The sequence below is a fragment of the Corallococcus exercitus genome (assembly GCF_042231735.1).
Classification (GTDB): Bacteria; Myxococcota; Myxococcia; order Myxococcales; family Myxococcaceae; genus Corallococcus; species Corallococcus exercitus_B.
Map to the genome: position 1 here is coordinate 3565810 of NZ_CP102577.1, position 14367 is coordinate 3580176.

Sequence of the window (14367 nt, forward strand, 5' to 3'; positions counted from 1 at the left end):
TCCTAGCTCTTGCGCGACCGCGAACGGGGCGCGGGCTTCGCTGCTCCGGAGGAACCGCCACCCGACGCGGACGGACGCCCGCGCCCCCTGCCCTTCTTGGGCGTGGTCCCAGGCTGGTCCACCGCCTTGGGCGGCGCGCGCAAGAGCGAGCGCGAGGCGGGCTTGAGCCCCAGGTCCATGTCCTTGAGCAGCTGGACGCGGTCGCGGAACTCGGCGGCCTTTTCGAACTGCATCTCGTCCGCGGCCTTGAGCATGTCGGCGCTGAACTCCGCGATGAGGCGTTTGATCTCCTTGGGCTCCAGGAGGTCGTTCTCTCCTTCCGCCGCCATGGGCAGCGCGCCCGCGCCCGCGTCGTAGTCCGGGATGTTCTCCGTGAAGTCGGTGATGTTGCTCTTCACGGACCGCGGCGTGATGCCGTGCTCCAGGTTGTACGCGCGCTGGATGTCGCGGCGGCGGGTGGTCTCATCCATGGCGCGCTTCATGGAGTCGGTCATCTGATCCGAATACATGATGACGCGCCCGTTCACGTTGCGCGCCGCGCGGCCAATGGTCTGGATGAGCGACACGTGGCTGCGCAGGAAGCCCTCCTTGTCGGCGTCCAGGATGGCCACGAGCGACACCTCCGGGATGTCCAGGCCCTCGCGCAGGAGGTTGATGCCCACGAGCACGTCGAACTCGCCCCGGCGCAGGTCGCGGATGATGGCCATGCGCTGGATGGCGTCGATGTCCGAGTGCAGGTAGCGGACCTTCACGCCCACGTCGCTGTAGTACTCGGTGAGGTCCTCGGCCATGCGCTTGGTGAGCGTCGTCACCAGCACGCGCTCGTTGCGCGACACGCGCACGCGGACCTCTTCCAGCAGGTCGTCCACCTGGTTGCCCGCGGGGCGCGTCTCCACCTCCGGGTCGGTGAGGCCGGTGGGGCGGATGATCTGCTCCACCACCACGCCCTTGGACTTCTGCAGCTCGTACTCGGCGGGGGTCGCGGAGACGAAGACGACCTGGGGGACCATCTCCTCGAACTCGGTGAACTTCAGCGGCCGGTTGTCCAGCGCGCTGGGCATGCGGAAGCCGAAGTTGACCAGCGTCTCCTTGCGCGCGCGGTCGCCGCGGTACATGGCGCCAATCTGGGAGACCGTCTGGTGGCTCTCGTCGATGAGCACCAGCAGGTCGCGCGGGAAGTAGTCGATGAGGCACGGGGCCGCTTCGCCCGGCGCGCGCCCGGTGAAGTGGCGCGAGTAGTTCTCGATGCCGTTGCAGTAGCCGACCTGTTCAATCATCTCCAGGTCGAACATGGTGCGCTGCTCCAGCCGCTGCGCCTCCAGCAGCTTGCCCTCCGCCTTGAACTTCTGGAGCTGTTCGGCCAGCTCCTCGCGGATGGTGCGCATGGCGTTCTGGCGCGCGTCCGCGCCGGCGACGTAGTGGCTGGCGGGGAAGATGACGATCTTCTCCAGCGGGTTCAGCGTCTGACCGCGCAGCGGGTCGAACTCGGTGATGCGCTCCACCTCGTCGCCGAAGAAGCTGACGCGCACGGCGCGCTCCTCTTCGTACGCGGGGAACACCTCCACGGTGTCGCCCCGGGCGCGGAAGGTGCCTCGGTGGAAGTCCAGGTCGTTGCGCTCGTACTGGGCCTCCACCAGCTTGCGCATGAAGCCGTCGCGGCCCATCTCCTCGCCCACGTTGGCGCGGATGGCCAGGTCCACGTAGCTGCGCGCGGCGCCCAGGCCGTAGATGCAGGACACGCTGGCCACGATGATGACGTCGCTGCGGGTGCGCAGGCTGTGCGTCGCCGAGTGGCGCATCCGCTCGATGTTGTCGTTGATGGACGAGTCCTTCTCGATGAAGGTGTCCGTCGACGGGACGTAGGCCTCGGGCTGGTAGTAGTCGTAGTACGAGACGAAGTACTCGACGGCGTTGTTCGGGAAGAGCGCCTTGAACTCGCCGTACAGCTGCGCCGCCAGCGTCTTGTTGTGCGCGATGACCAGCGCGGGCCGTTTCACGTTGGCGACGAGGTTCGCCATCGTGAACGTCTTGCCTGAGCCGGTGACGCCCAGGAGGGTCTGGTAGCGGTCGCCGCGAAGCAGGCCCTCGGTCAATTCCCCGATGGCCCTTGGCTGGTCGCCCTGCGGCTTGTGCTCACTGACGAGTTCGAACTCCGGCATAGAGGACAGATCTAACATCCCCGCCGCCTGTGTACTGAACCTTCGTGCACGTCCGTCCGGCAATGGACGGGGCGCCCTCCTACTTCGCGGGCGGGGCCTTCAGTGCCTCCAGGGACTTCAGGCGGGCGGCCTCGAACTCGTCCCCCTTGTTCCACACCGGCATCTCCGGGGCCTTCGCCACCTGGGCGCCCACCAGGAAGAACAGGCGGGTGTCCTCCACGGCGCCGGACAGGTCCCACTCCGGGCGGACCTCGTCGGAGGGCTGGTGGTAGTGCTTCGCCTCCCACTGGCCGCGCTGCGCCTTGCCCCAGCCTTCCGGCCGGCCGATGAAGTCCATGCCGCTGCCGAAGTAGGCGGCCGGGATGCCCTGCCGCGCGAAGTTGAATTGATCCGACCGGTAGAAGAAGCCTCGGTCGGAGAGCTGATCCGCCTTCACCGTGCGCCCCTGCGTCTTCGCCATCGCGGTGACGAACGTGTCCAGCGAGGACTTGCCCAGGCCGATGACGGTGATGTCGCGGGTGCGGCCCAGCACGTTGCCGCCGTCCACGTTGATGTTCGCGGCGATGCGGCCCGGGGGCACCGGCGGATGGCTCGCGAGGTACGAGGAGCCCAGCAGGCCGTACTCCTCCGCGGCCACCGCGGCGAAGAGGATGGAGCGGCGCGGGGGCGTGGGCAGCGCGGTGAAGGCGCGCGCCACGGACAGCATCGCGGCCACGCCGGCCGCGTTGTCCAGCGCGCCGTTGTAGATGACGTCCTCGCCGGGCTTGCCGTCGTCCTTCTTGCCCAGGTGATCATGGTGCGCGCTGTAGAGCACCACTTCCTTCGCCAGCGTGGGGTCGCTGCCGGGCAGGAGGCCCAGCACGTTCGCGGTGGGCCGGCGGCGCACCTCGTTGGTGAGTCTCACGGACAGCGTCACGCCCAGCGGCACCGGGCGGAAGTCGCGCTTCTGGGCGGCGGCGCGCAGCGCTTCCAGGTCCTGCCCGGCCAGCTTCATCACCTGCTTCGTGGCGTCCTCGGTCGTCCAGGCCTTCACCTGGAGGCGGGGCACGTCGCCGGCGGGCAGCTCGAACTGCTCGCCGGTCCACGACGTGCGCACCACCTGCCACGGGTAGCCCGCGCTGGGCGTGGTGTGGATGATGATGGCGCCCGCCGCGCCCGTCTTCGCGGCCTGCTCGTATTTGTAGTCCCAGCGGCCGTACCAGAGGCGCGCCTTGCCCCCGAAGAGGCGCGGGTCGTCCTCCGGATCATTGTTGAGGATGACCAGCGTCTTGCCCTTCAGGTCCGCGCCCTTGAAGTCGTCCCACTGGTACTCCGGCGCGACGATGCCGTAGCCCACGAACACCAGCTCGGACGCGTCCAGCTTCGCCTCCGGGGCCTGCACGCCGGACACGGCGATGAAGTCCTCGCGCGGCTGGAGCTCCACGCGGCCCGCCTTCGCCTGGAAGGTCATGGGGCCGGGGTGGCTGTTGATGCCCATGAGGTCGAAGCGCTGGAGATAACTCCCGCCCTCCGCGCCCGGCTTGAGGCCCAGGCCCTCGAACTGCGTGGCGATGTACTCCTGCGCCAGCGCGTCACCGCGCGTGCCGGGGCCGCGGCCTTCCAGCAGGTCGCTCGCCAGGAAGCGCACGTGCGCGCGCAGGAGGTCCGCGGTGATGGCCTGTTCGGCCGTCTTCTCCTGCGGCGTGACGGTGGGCGTGGCCGCGGCAAGCGCGGACGCCGAGCACAGCGAAACGAACAGCGCGGGGAGGAGCCTCATGGGCCCGTGCGTAGCATGGCCGCACGGGCGCCCCCCAGCGGGTTTTCAGGCGGCGGGCGCCGCCACCTTCCAGGAGGTGCCAGCAGGCGTGTCCATGATGTCCACGCCCAGGGCCTTGAGGGCCCCGCGCACCTCGTCCGCCTTCGCGAAGTCCTTCGCGGCGCGCGCGGCGGTCCGCTCGGAGAGCAGCCGCTCCACCTCCGCCACGTCGATGCCGCGCTCGCGCACCGCCCGGTCCCGGCGGCGCAGCAGCCACGCGCCCGGGTCGTCCTCGAAGACGCCCAGGACGCGGGACATCTCGCGCACCTGCTCGCGCAGGGCCTGGAGCGTGCGGCCCACCAGCGGCTTGTCCTTCACGGGCGGCTTGTCGGTCAGCTCGTTCATCAGGCCGAAGAGGCCCGACAGCGCGCCCAGCGCGCCCGCGGTGTTGAAGTCGTCGTCCATGGCGGACTCGAACTCCGTGAGGAAGCGCGCGGGGTCGCCGTGCAGCGGGCCCTTGCCGAAGTCCTTGCCCGCCACGCGCTCGTCCACCTTGCGCAGCGTTTCGTAGAAGTACTCCATGCGCCCTTCGGCGTCCTGGAGCGCCTTCTCCCCGAAGTTGAGCGGGTGGCGGTAGTGCGTGGAGAGGAAGAAGAAGCGCAGGGCCTCCGGGTCCACCTTGGCGAGCGCGTCGCGCAGGCGCACCACGTTGCCCAGCGACTTGGACATCTTCGCGCCTTCCAGGTCCAGGAAGCCGCAGTGCATCCAGTACTTCGCCATCGTCTGGCCGGTGGCGGACTCGCTCTGGGCGATCTCGTTCTCGTGGTGGGGGAAGATGAGGTCCAACGCCCCGCCATGGATGTCGAAGGTGCGGCCCAGGAACTTCTCGCTCATCGCGGAGCACTCGATGTGCCAGCCCGGCCGGCCCTTGCCCCAGGGGCTGTCCCATGACGGCTCACCGGGCTTCGCCGCCTTCCAGAGCGCGAAGTCCAGGGCCTGGCGCTTGAGGTCTCCGGGCTGCACGCGCTCGCCCTGGCACAGGTCGTCCAGGTTGCGCTTGGACAGCTTCGCGTAGTCCTCGTCCTTGTCGACCTCGAAGTAGACGTCGCCCTTCGCCTCGTAGGCGTAGCCCTTGTCCACGAGCGTCTGGATGATGGCGACGATCTCCGGGATGGTCTCGCTCACGCGCGGGGACACGTCCGGTTCGCGCAGGTGCAGCGCGCGCGCGTCGTCGCGGAAGGCCTCCACGAAGCGCGACGCCAGCGCCACGGGCTCCTCGCCCGTCTCGTGCGCGGCCTTGATGATCTTGTCGTCGACGTCCGTGTAGTTGCGCACGTACGTGACCTTGAAGCCCCGGTAGCGCAGGTAACGGACCACCACGTCGAACGACGTGAAGGTGCGCGCGTTACCGATATGGATGTAGCTGTAGACCGTAGGCCCACAGACGTAGACCTTCACCTCGCCGGGCACGAGCGGCTCCAGCGGCTCCTTCTGCATGGACATCGTGTTGAAGAGCCGGATGGATGGGGGGGCCACGGTGGAAGGTCCTCCTTTGGGAACAGGGCGGGCGCGGCACTTGCGCAACGCGATACACACTCTAGGATCCCGGGTCCCACACAGGCCAGCACTTGGCGTTGGAAGCGTCGGATAGGGAGAATCGCCGCATGGCTCCGCCGAATCCGAAGCGCCCGCCGCGCCCTCCCCGCCCTCCCGGGCAGCAGGCGTCTTCGGACGACCCGGACGAGCTGCCCTTCGACGACGACGAGGTGTCCCCCCTGCAGGCGGATGATCCGCGTCCGCAGCGCGTGCCCCAGTATCCGGCGGGCCCGCGGAAGGTGAAGCGGCGCGGGCCGGGCGAGCGGTCGAAGTCCGACCGGGAGCTGTCGCCCCGGTACGACTGGGCGAAGGAGTACTCGGATCCGGGCGTGACGCCCGCGTTCGTGTACGTGGAGCGCGGGCCGGGCGCGGGCCAGCTCGTGCCCCTGCACCAGGGCTCCATCACGCTGGGACGCTCGTCTACGTCGGACCTGCGGCTCCAGCACGCGTCCATCAGCCGGCGCCATGCGCAGCTGACCCGGCGGGGCAATGTCTTCACCGTGCGCGACCTGGGCAGCCAGAACGGCACGTTCGTCAACCGCCTGCGCATCAAGGGCGAGGTGGAGGTCCGGCCCGGCGACGAGCTGAGCCTGGGCAACGCGACGTTGCGGCTTCGCGGTTCGGGGGCCGGACCGACGGTGAGCCGGACGTCGCTGGATCCGCTGCCTCGCACCGCGAAGCGTCCGCTGAGCGGCGTGGCCGTGGCGGTGGCGGCGGCCGTGGTGGGCTCCGCGGTGGCGGTGCTGATCAGCGTGGTGGCCATGCGGATGGCGGACGGGGCTCCCGCGCGGACCCCGGCGGAAGGCGCTCCGAGCACGGCTCCCGCGGAACCGGCCAACGACGCTCGCGACACCGGTGCGCAGACACCCGCGAAGGAAGCCAGCGCCGTGGGAACGGAGGCTCCCGCGCAGGAAGCCAGCGCCGTGGGTGCTCAGTCCCCCGCGAAGGAAGCCAGCACCGTGGGGGCGGAGGCTCCCGCGAAGGCCTCGGGCGTCGGTTCCCGGGAGGCCACCGCGCCGAGCGCGACGGACGTCGCCCGTGGACTGCGCGAGCACGCCATGCCGGGCGCGGGTGAAGGGACGACGCCCAGCGCGGCGGACGTTGCTCGCGGCGTGCATGCGAGCACGGGGTCCGCCAAGGTCCTCAGCGCTTCGGACATCGCACGAGGAGCGCACCCGGGACAGGCGTCCCCTGGTGCCGTGGAGATTGCTCGCGGCGCGCATGCGAGCACGGGGACCGCGAAGACGGGCGAACCGCATGCGGGCCAGGTCGTCGCCGCCTCCGGGCGGAAGGAGTCTCCCCCGGCCGAACCGTCAGGGCCTCCGGATGAGCGCCAGCGCGCGGACATCCTCTCGCGCTACGAGTCCGGGGATGTCTCCGGGGCGCTGGCCCAGGCACGGCGGGCGAACCTGGCCACGCTGGTGCAGCAGCTCCACCGCTTCCAGGCCGCTGAAGCCGCCGCCCGCGCCGCCCTGTCGCAGCAGGACCGGCCCCGGGCGCTCGATGCGCTCGGCGTCGCCGTGCGGTTGGACCAGGAGCTGTCCCAGGGCTGGAGCCGCCAGGGGGCCGGGCTCCGCCGCCAGCTGGCCGGGCTGTACGTGCGCACGGGCCAGGATGCCGTCCGGGCCCAGCGCTTCGCCGACGCCCGCGAGGCCTTCACCGCGGCCCTCCAGCACGACGCTGACAATGCCGAGGCCCGCGAACAGCTCGCTGCGCTTGCAGCGCAGGCGCCTTGAGCAAGGCCTGACTTGCGGCCCCAGCGCCAGGCTCGGCCCACTGGTCCGACTGTCGGACCCGTTCATCCGGGAGTGCCCCGGGAGGCCTGGCAGCCCAACTGGTCCGACTGTCGGACCAGTTCGTGCGGTGCGCCGCTGACGGAGAGGCCCTCGAGGCCCGGCCGCCAGGCCCCGAAAACACGACGCCCCGGATTCCATCGAGGGAACCCGGGGCGCGAGGTGCGAACGCGGCGGCATGGGGCCGCGCGTCATGCGGGGACTCAGGCGAGGTTGAAGATCTTCTTCAGGTCGGACTCGACCTCTTCCTCGGAGCAATCCTTGGCCAGCGACAGCTCCTTGATGAGCAGCGAGCGGGCCGTGTCGAGCATCTTGCGCTCGCCGAACGACAGGTCCTTGTCGCCCTTGAGCAGGTACAGGTCGCGGAGCACCTCGGCGATTTCAAAGACGGAGCCCGTCTTGATCTTCTCCATGTACTCGCGGTACCGGCGGTTCCACGTGGTGGAGTCGACGGAGATGTCCTTCTCGCGGAGGATGGAATAGACCTGCTTGACGTCCTCCTCGCTGATGATCTCCCGAAGGCCGACAGAACCGACCTTGTTGATGGGGATCATGATCCGCATCCCGTTCTCCAGGATGCGCAGCACGTAGAACGACTGGCGCTGCCCGGCGACCTCGGTGTGCTCGATGCCCATCACCTCACCGACGCCCTGGCCCGGATAAACCGCCTTGTCACCAGTCTTGAAGCTGGTCTGCACTAACTGCCTCCTTGGAGAAAGCTTCGACCCCGGCCTTCACGCCCGCCACTACTACCACAAACCACATCCACGGGCAACGAAATCGCCTTGACCACCCGATGACAGCCGCACTACGGTGTCCGGTTTTGTGTGCGGTGTCGCTCGGTGTGTGAGCGCCGCGTGACGACCGGGGCGGTGGGTGGGGGTGGGTGTTGGTTCGTTATGCGTGGCGCGACCTGGGTACGCGTCCGTTGTTCTTTCCAGCGCTGAGCCTCTTGCTCGGCGCCCTCTGGGCAACCGGAACAGAGAGCTCCGCCGGGGTATTTCTCCTCTGCGCGCTTTGTCTGGGACTGTCTGGAATGGCGCTCGGCCCGCTGCCTGGAGCGCATCTGGCGGTGCTGGGCGCGCTGGCCCTCACGGGCGCGGGGCTTTCCAGTCTCGAGGCCCGCGTCGAGGTGCCTCCTTCGTTGAGGAACGGGGGCAGCGCGGTCCTCGAAGGGGAATTGGAGCGCGTGGAGCGCTTCGACGGCGCCCTCCGCCTGCGGCTCGCGGTGTCCCGTGCCGGGCCCCTTCCGGAGCCTCCGGTGGAGGCGCGCTTCCGTGTGAGTCTTTCCGGGCGGGGGGAAGGTCTGGAATTGCAACCCGGGCAGCGTGTGCGGGTGGAGGCCCGGCTCGTGCCCGATGCGCCTCCCTCCAACCCGGGCGAGCGGGACTTCGCGTCAGCGCGGCGGAGGCAGGGCGTGGCCTTCACGGGAGGGTTCGTGCCGGGGCGGGTGCTGGCGCTCTCCCCTGCCCCTGCCTGGCGGCTCGCGCTGGAGGACGTGCGGGGACGGCTGACGACGGCGGTGCACGGTGTGGCGCCCTCCCCGGACGCGGCGGCCTTGTTCCTCACGCTGGCCGCCGGACAGCGCGCGGACCTGGACGCGGCCTGGGAGGACGCCTTCTCCCGGGCGGGGCTCGCGCACGTGCTCAGCGTCAGCGGGCTGCACGTGGCGGCGCTCGCGCTGATGACGCTGGCCTTGCTGCGGCGGGGGCTGGTGCGGCTGGGCGGGCGCTGGCGGACGCTGGAGGCGCGCCGGTGGGCGGCTCCGGCGGCGGTGCCCTTCGTCTGGGCCTACGTGCTCTTCACGGGCAACCAGGCTCCCGCGGTGCGCTCGGCGGTGATGGCCACGGCGGTGCTCCTGGGGCTGGCTTTGTGGCGGCGCGCGGATGGGCTCAATGGCTTGTCGCTCGCGGCGTTGGTGCTGGTGGCCTGGACGCCATCCAGCGTCGTGGACCTGTCGCTCCGCCTGTCATTCCTCGCCGTGCTGGGGCTGGTGCTGCTGTCGCCCGCGCTGCGCGAGGCCCTGCCCCTCACCCCGCCGGATCCGTCCGAGCCCCGGCTGCTGAGACGGTGGGCCGGACAGACTCGCGAGACCGTGGCGCAGACCCTGTGCGCCAGCGCCGCGGCGACGCTCGTGGGGCTGCCCGTGGTGGCGGCGGCGTTTGGCCGGGTGAGCCTGGCGGGGCTCGTGTCCAACATCGTCGCCCTGCCCCTGTGCGGCGTGCTCACCGGGCTCGCGGCCGGTGGCGCGGCCCTGTTCGTCGTGGCTCCGGTGGTGGCGACGCCGGTGCTGTGGGCCGGGGCCTGCGCTTCGGAGCTTCTTCTCATGCTGACGCGGGGCTTCGCGGCCGTGCCCTTCGCCGCGGTGGAAGTGCCGGGGCTGGGACCGTGGCTCGGGGCTGCGTACGCGGTGGGCTTGGGAGGCTGGGCGCTCGGCTCGGGACGCTGGCGATGGCTGGGCGCGCTCGTGCCGGGGGCGGTGCTGGGGGCCTTGCTGCTGCCCGTGCTCACTCCGGAGCCCGCGCTGCGGATCACCTTCCTGTCCGTGGGACAGGGGGACGCGGTGGTGCTGCGCTCCCAGGGGCACCATGCGCTGGTGGACGCGGGCGGCGTCCCGGAGGGTGCGGACACCGGGGAGCGGTTCGTCCTGCCCTTCCTCAAGGCCGAGGGCGTGTCGCGGCTGGACCTCGCGGTGCTCTCCCATCCGCATCCGGACCATGCGCTCGGGCTCATCTCGACCCTGGCGCAGGTGCCCACCGAACGGCTGTGGCTGTCCGCGGGGAGCGCGGAGGGGCCCCTGTCCCGGCGCATTGTCTCGGCCGCGAAGGGCGCCCTCGTGGAGGAGGTGCAGGTGGGGCAGCCCGCGTTCGCCCTGGGCGAAGCGACGCTGGAGGTGCTCGGGCCTCCGGTGGACCGGGAGTTGATGGAGGGCGCCAACGACCGGAGCGTCGTGCTGCGCGTGCGCCATGGCGACGTCACCGTGCTGCTGGCCGGCGACGTGGAGGCGGACGGCGAGGCCGCGCTCGAGGAGGCGCTGGGGCCGGTGACGGTGCTGAAGGTGCCGCACCATGGCTCGCGCACGTCCTCCACCACGTCGCTCCTGGAGCGCACAAGGCCGCGTCACGCGGTGTTCTGCGTGGGGCGGCGCAACCGCTTCGGCTTCCCCCATCCGGAGGTGGAGGCGCGCTACCGCGCCCTGGGCACCGAGTGCTGGCGCACGGACCAGGACGGCGCCATCACCCTGGAGAGCGACGGCCAGGACGTCCGGCTGGTTTCCTTCCTGCCGCATCCGGATTCCGCGCCCCGCCCCATTGCCGGGAGTGCGGGTCAAGCCCACCTTGAGAGGTGATGATCTCCGATGACCTTGATCTGCGGAAACTCACCGCCGACCTGAAGGCCCGACTTGGACCGGGCGAGCCCGTGGGCTACCTGCGCGGCAAGTCCCTCATGCGCGACCTGCTGCTCGACATGAGGGAGAACCGGTTCTCCGAGCTGGAAGCGGAGGAGCTCGTCGACACGCTGGAGTCCCGGGGCTTCGTACGCTTCCTGGGCGACCCGGCGGAGCGCTCCGTCGCGGATGCGCCGTGGGACATCTCGCCCCACGCCTGACGCGCCTGCCTACTGGAAGACGAGCCACGCGAAGCGCGGCAGGGCGTGGAAGTCACCGATGAAGAGAGGGGAGAAGGCCTGGCCTTCCACCTGCCGGCGGTCGTGGTGCTCCAACCGGTAGAGGTTGAAGCGCCAGCGGTCGCCCGGCTGGGGCGGGATGTGAGGCACCTCCGCGAGCCGGTTGAACGGGATGGCCATCTCCACCGTCCAGCCCTCGTCGCGGTCGGACGCGTCGTCCAGCGTGCCGCGCACCTTCACCGCCGTCTTCATCCCTGAGTCCCACGACCGGTCCATGCCCTGGCGCCGCGCGGGGAAGTACGCGTCGAAGATGACGTTGTGCGGGGACACCTGCAGCTCGTTGTACGTGCGCCCGTCCGCGTTCGCGTCGAGGAACACCTCCACGACCTCCTGCTCGTAGATGGAGTCGTCGCGGTTGCGCATCGTGCCCCAGAGGTCCGGGTCCTCCACGTCGAAGGCCACGTACAGGTTCGCGTCGTCGTAGACGAGGCGCGCCTGGGTGCGCAGGCGGACGGGCCGGCCGTCGAAGCTGCCCATGAGCGTCACCGGCTTCGCGCCCTTCCACGCCTCGTCATCCAGCGCGCCGTCGATGACCGGCGCCTTCTTCACGCGCGTGACGGTGTACTCCGGCAGCGAGGGAGGCTCGCCGCCCAGGAGCGGGCCGCGCACGCGGTTGTCGCCCTGGTGCACGCGCGGATCATCCACCGGGAGCCGCTCGTCGCCGCGCCAGAAGCCCAGCACCACGCGGGCGGGCGCGGACGGCATGGCGACGGTGTGCACGTCCTCCACCACCTTGCCCACGGGCCAGGTCTCCAGCGGCGCGGCGCCGTCCTGGAACTCGTGATCCGCGTTGGCCAGCATCTGGCCGCTGTCCGGATCCACCACGTGTACGAAGAAGTGGAAGCCCTGCGGTGGCGGGCGCACGGCCCGGAAGTAGTGCGCGAGCTGAACCGGCTGCCCCGGCGTGGGCCGCTCCGGCGTCACGCGCGAGCCCAGGTAGACGATGGCGCCGCCCGCGAAGGTGGCGCCGCTCCTGAAGGTCAGCCCCTCCGGCGCCGCGTCGAGCGTCCGCAACGTCGTGGGCGCGGGCAGCCTGGGCGCGCGGTGGGCGGGGCCCGCCTGCTCATCGCGGCACGCACCGGCGAGGAGCAGGACGGAGGACAGCAGCGGGACGAGGGCAAGGGAGCGGAGGCGCATCGAAGGCGCGGAGTCTACCCTTCCCCGTCTTCCCGGAAGCGTTCTTCCATGCCCGGGACAACGCCTTTCCTGTGCATGGGCAACCCGTCCGCAAGGGAGGGCGGCCGAGCCGGCGGGCCCCTGGGGCCCGGTTGGCATGGACCAAGGTACACCCCACTTTTCGGTCCACCACAGGGAGGGGAACACATGAGCAAGGGACTGTTGGCTGGTGCGGCGGCGGTGGCGGTTCTGGCGGCGGGCTCCGCGCAGGCGGCTTCGACGGAGCTGCGCAGGTCCGCGGACATGCGCGGCCTGACGTTCCTCGTGGGCGGCGGTGTGGAGGGCTACACCAGCGGGCTCCGAGACCAGATTGATCCAGGCCTGGCCTATGGCGTGACGGTGGCCATCAAGCCGACGAACGTGCTCGGCCTCGAGCTGGGCTACACGGGCGCCATCAGCGACTTCAACACCGGCAGCGTGCTGGCGACGAACGCCAACGGGCCGGACATCGTGCGCAACGGCGCGCAGGCCGCGGTGACGCTGGGCCTGTCGGCCACGGCCATCCAGCCGTACCTCATGGGCGGCGTGGGCCTGAGCCGCTACAACGTGCGCGCCCTCGCCCCGGGCTTCCAGGACGACACGGTGGGCAACGTGCCGGTGGGCGCGGGCCTGCGCCTGCACCTGGGCAGCTTCACCGCGGACGCGCGCGTGAACTACAACTTCCTGTTCGACCAGGAGTTCGCGCTCACCGTGCCGCCGTCCGACGTGGACCTGGGCAGCGACGAGACGTTCAGCAGCGGCGGCCGCTACATGGGCACCATCAACCTGGGTGCCACCTTCTAGTCAGAACCAGCGCCACCGCCGTCCCGGCCTCCGGACATGAGAGGCCGGGGATGGATGGGGCCTGGGGGCAACCTCGCGAAAACGCGGCGTCCGGGGGCAGGCGTGACGCTTGCTGCCGGGCGTTCGCATGCGCTTCGAATTCGAGCACCTGGGCACCCCCACCCCGTTCGAGCTGACCGAGGGCCACCACCTGCTGGGCGGCGGCCCCGAGGACCATGTCCACCTGGAGGGCCTTCCTCCAGGGCTGTTGACCCTGCGCATCGACTCCGGCCGGCTCATGGTGGAGGCGGTGCGCAGCTTCACCGTGAACGCGGTGCGCGTGCTGCCCGGCGTGTCGCGCCTGGTGGTGCCCGGTGAGGTGCTGGGCCTGCCGGAGGGCATGTGCCTGCGCGTGCTCGCCGAGCCCAGCGCCCCCGAGCGCGGCGTGGGCACGGTCGCGGTGCTCAAGGGCCTGCTGACGGACGCGGAAGCCCCGCCGTCTCGCGCGGCCACCCTCACCTGCCTCACCGGACTGGACGTGGGCCGCTGTCACGCGCTCGCGGAGGCGTGCACGGACATCGGCCGGGGCGACGGCGTGGCCCTGCGGCTGCGCGACCGGGCCGTGTCCCGGATGCACGCGCGGATCCGCCGCGAGGACTCGGGCTTCGTGCTGGAGGACCTGGGGACGCCCAACGGCGTGTTCCTCAATGGCGTGCGCCTGGAGGCCCCCGGGCCGCTGGCGGACGGGGACGTCGTGGAGCTGGGGCGCTCGCTGCTCCGCTTCCAGGCGGCGTTCGATGAGGCTTCAGCAGAGGCCCCGCCCGTGCCCCCGCCCGTGGCCGCCGAGGAGGCGCTGGCGGAAACGGGAACGCCGCGGCCTCCCGGAGGGAAGCCACGGCGGCGGGAGGGATGGCTCATCGCCGGGGCCGTCGCGCTGGCCCTGGGTGCCCTGCTCGTCGCCTCCGTGCTGGCGGCGACGGGTTGAAGCGGGCGCGCTACGCCGGCAGGGGTGAGAGGCCCGCGCGTTCCACCAGGAGCCGGGCCAGGTGCTGGTGGTGACGGAAGAAGCTGGTGAAGTGCACGAAGCCCTTGCTGCCCCGGATGGCGTAGACCGTCACCGGCCCGGGGAGGACGTCCAGCTTGCGGATGTCCGCGAAGGAGAAGCGCCGGGTGCGCACCATGCCGCGGCAGGTGATGCCCCGGGCGTCGACCTCGATGCGGGTGCGGCCGTAGTAGGCGACGGCCACCGCGAAGAAGACGACGAAGAAGGCCGCGGACAGGAACGTCTTCAGCGGCACCCCATCGAAATGGAACAGCCAGGCGAAGACGCCCAGCCATAACAGGCCTGCCGCCGCCATCAGCGCGGCGAGCACCTTGCGTGGGCGAAAGACCTGGTGCGGCTGCTTCCCCTCCACCGTCCGATCGCGTCCGTCCATGCCTTCAAAATAGTGGCCCGGAC

11 protein-coding genes are annotated in these 14367 nt (G+C 70.8%); 5 read left to right on the plus strand and 6 right to left on the minus strand.

Going from position 1 to position 14367, the window contains the following annotated elements; all coding sequences use genetic code 11:
- Positions 1-2: 2 nt before the first annotated feature.
- From uvrB to cysS, 3 genes are all read right to left on the minus strand, one after another.
- Positions 3-2159: an excinuclease ABC subunit UvrB gene (gene uvrB, locus NR792_RS13740; protein ID WP_375760490.1), complete on the minus strand. Its 2157-nt coding sequence runs from the start codon at positions 2157-2159 to the stop codon at positions 3-5.
- A gap of 79 nt (positions 2160-2238) precedes the next feature.
- Entirely contained in the window at positions 2239-3915 is a 1677-nt protein-coding gene (locus NR792_RS13745) for a M28 family metallopeptidase (RefSeq protein ID WP_375760491.1), read from the minus strand.
- 45 nt (positions 3916-3960) lie between these two features.
- Complete coding sequence (gene cysS, locus NR792_RS13750) at positions 3961-5430, minus strand: cysteine--tRNA ligase (protein WP_375760492.1); 1470 nt, start codon at positions 5428-5430, stop codon at positions 3961-3963.
- Between the two features lie 128 nt (positions 5431-5558).
- Here cysS and NR792_RS13755 point away from each other — a divergent pair, with 128 nt between their 5' ends.
- Entirely contained in the window at positions 5559-7226 is a 1668-nt protein-coding gene (locus tag NR792_RS13755) for an FHA domain-containing protein (protein ID WP_375760493.1), read from the plus strand.
- A gap of 260 nt (positions 7227-7486) precedes the next feature.
- Here NR792_RS13755 and NR792_RS13760 read toward each other — a convergent pair whose 3' ends face one another.
- Positions 7487-7981 carry a CarD family transcriptional regulator gene (locus NR792_RS13760; protein ID WP_014398206.1) on the minus strand — a complete coding sequence of 165 codons (495 nt, stop codon included), beginning with the start codon at positions 7979-7981 and terminating at the stop codon, positions 7487-7489.
- A gap of 338 nt (positions 7982-8319) precedes the next feature.
- Between NR792_RS13760 and NR792_RS13765 the strand changes: the two genes are divergently transcribed.
- Positions 8320-10632, plus strand: coding sequence for a DNA internalization-related competence protein ComEC/Rec2 (locus tag NR792_RS13765; RefSeq protein WP_375760494.1), 2313 nt, complete (start codon positions 8320-8322; stop codon positions 10630-10632).
- Positions 10632-10892, plus strand: a complete 261-nt coding sequence (locus tag NR792_RS13770) for a hypothetical protein (RefSeq protein WP_207055954.1) — start codon at positions 10632-10634, stop codon at positions 10890-10892. The genes NR792_RS13765 and NR792_RS13770 overlap by 1 nt, the downstream gene beginning before the upstream one ends.
- Positions 10893-10901: 9 nt before the next feature.
- On the opposite strand, the gene NR792_RS13775 is transcribed toward NR792_RS13770, so the two are convergent.
- Positions 10902-12107 (minus strand): carbohydrate-binding family 9-like protein, encoded by a 1206-nt coding sequence (locus tag NR792_RS13775; RefSeq protein WP_375760495.1) that lies wholly within the window; start codon positions 12105-12107, stop codon positions 10902-10904.
- 186 nt (positions 12108-12293) lie between these two features.
- Between NR792_RS13775 and NR792_RS13780 the strand changes: the two genes are divergently transcribed.
- Together NR792_RS13780 and NR792_RS13785 are read left to right on the plus strand one after the other, a co-directional pair.
- Entirely contained in the window at positions 12294-12929 is a 636-nt protein-coding gene (locus tag NR792_RS13780) for an outer membrane beta-barrel protein (protein ID WP_375760496.1), read from the plus strand.
- A gap of 127 nt (positions 12930-13056) precedes the next feature.
- Positions 13057-13893, plus strand: a complete 837-nt coding sequence (locus tag NR792_RS13785) for an FHA domain-containing protein (protein WP_375760497.1) — start codon at positions 13057-13059, stop codon at positions 13891-13893.
- A gap of 10 nt (positions 13894-13903) precedes the next feature.
- On the opposite strand, the gene NR792_RS13790 is transcribed toward NR792_RS13785, so the two are convergent.
- A complete protein-coding gene (locus tag NR792_RS13790; RefSeq protein WP_375760498.1) occupies positions 13904-14344 on the minus strand; it encodes a PH domain-containing protein in 441 nt (146 codons plus the stop codon).
- Positions 14345-14367 lie beyond the last annotated feature (23 nt).

Excerpts from the sequence above, each read along its gene's own strand:
- uvrB (WP_375760490.1), bottom strand. The coding sequence starts at position 2,159 with ATGCCGGAGTTCGAACTCGTCAGTGAGCACAAGCCGCAGGGCGACCAG.
- NR792_RS13745 (WP_375760491.1), bottom strand. The coding sequence starts at position 3,915 with ATGAGGCTCCTCCCCGCGCTGTTCGTTTCGCTGTGCTCGGCGTCCGCG.
- NR792_RS13755 (WP_375760493.1), top strand. The coding sequence starts at position 5,559 with ATGGCTCCGCCGAATCCGAAGCGCCCGCCGCGCCCTCCCCGCCCTCCC.
- NR792_RS13765 (WP_375760494.1), top strand. The coding sequence starts at position 8,320 with ATGGCGCTCGGCCCGCTGCCTGGAGCGCATCTGGCGGTGCTGGGCGCG.
- NR792_RS13770 (WP_207055954.1), top strand. The coding sequence starts at position 10,632 with ATGATCTCCGATGACCTTGATCTGCGGAAACTCACCGCCGACCTGAAG.
- NR792_RS13775 (WP_375760495.1), bottom strand. The coding sequence starts at position 12,107 with ATGCGCCTCCGCTCCCTTGCCCTCGTCCCGCTGCTGTCCTCCGTCCTG.
- NR792_RS13780 (WP_375760496.1), top strand. The coding sequence starts at position 12,294 with ATGAGCAAGGGACTGTTGGCTGGTGCGGCGGCGGTGGCGGTTCTGGCG.
- NR792_RS13785 (WP_375760497.1), top strand. The coding sequence starts at position 13,057 with ATGCGCTTCGAATTCGAGCACCTGGGCACCCCCACCCCGTTCGAGCTG.
- NR792_RS13790 (WP_375760498.1), bottom strand. The coding sequence starts at position 14,344 with ATGGACGGACGCGATCGGACGGTGGAGGGGAAGCAGCCGCACCAGGTC.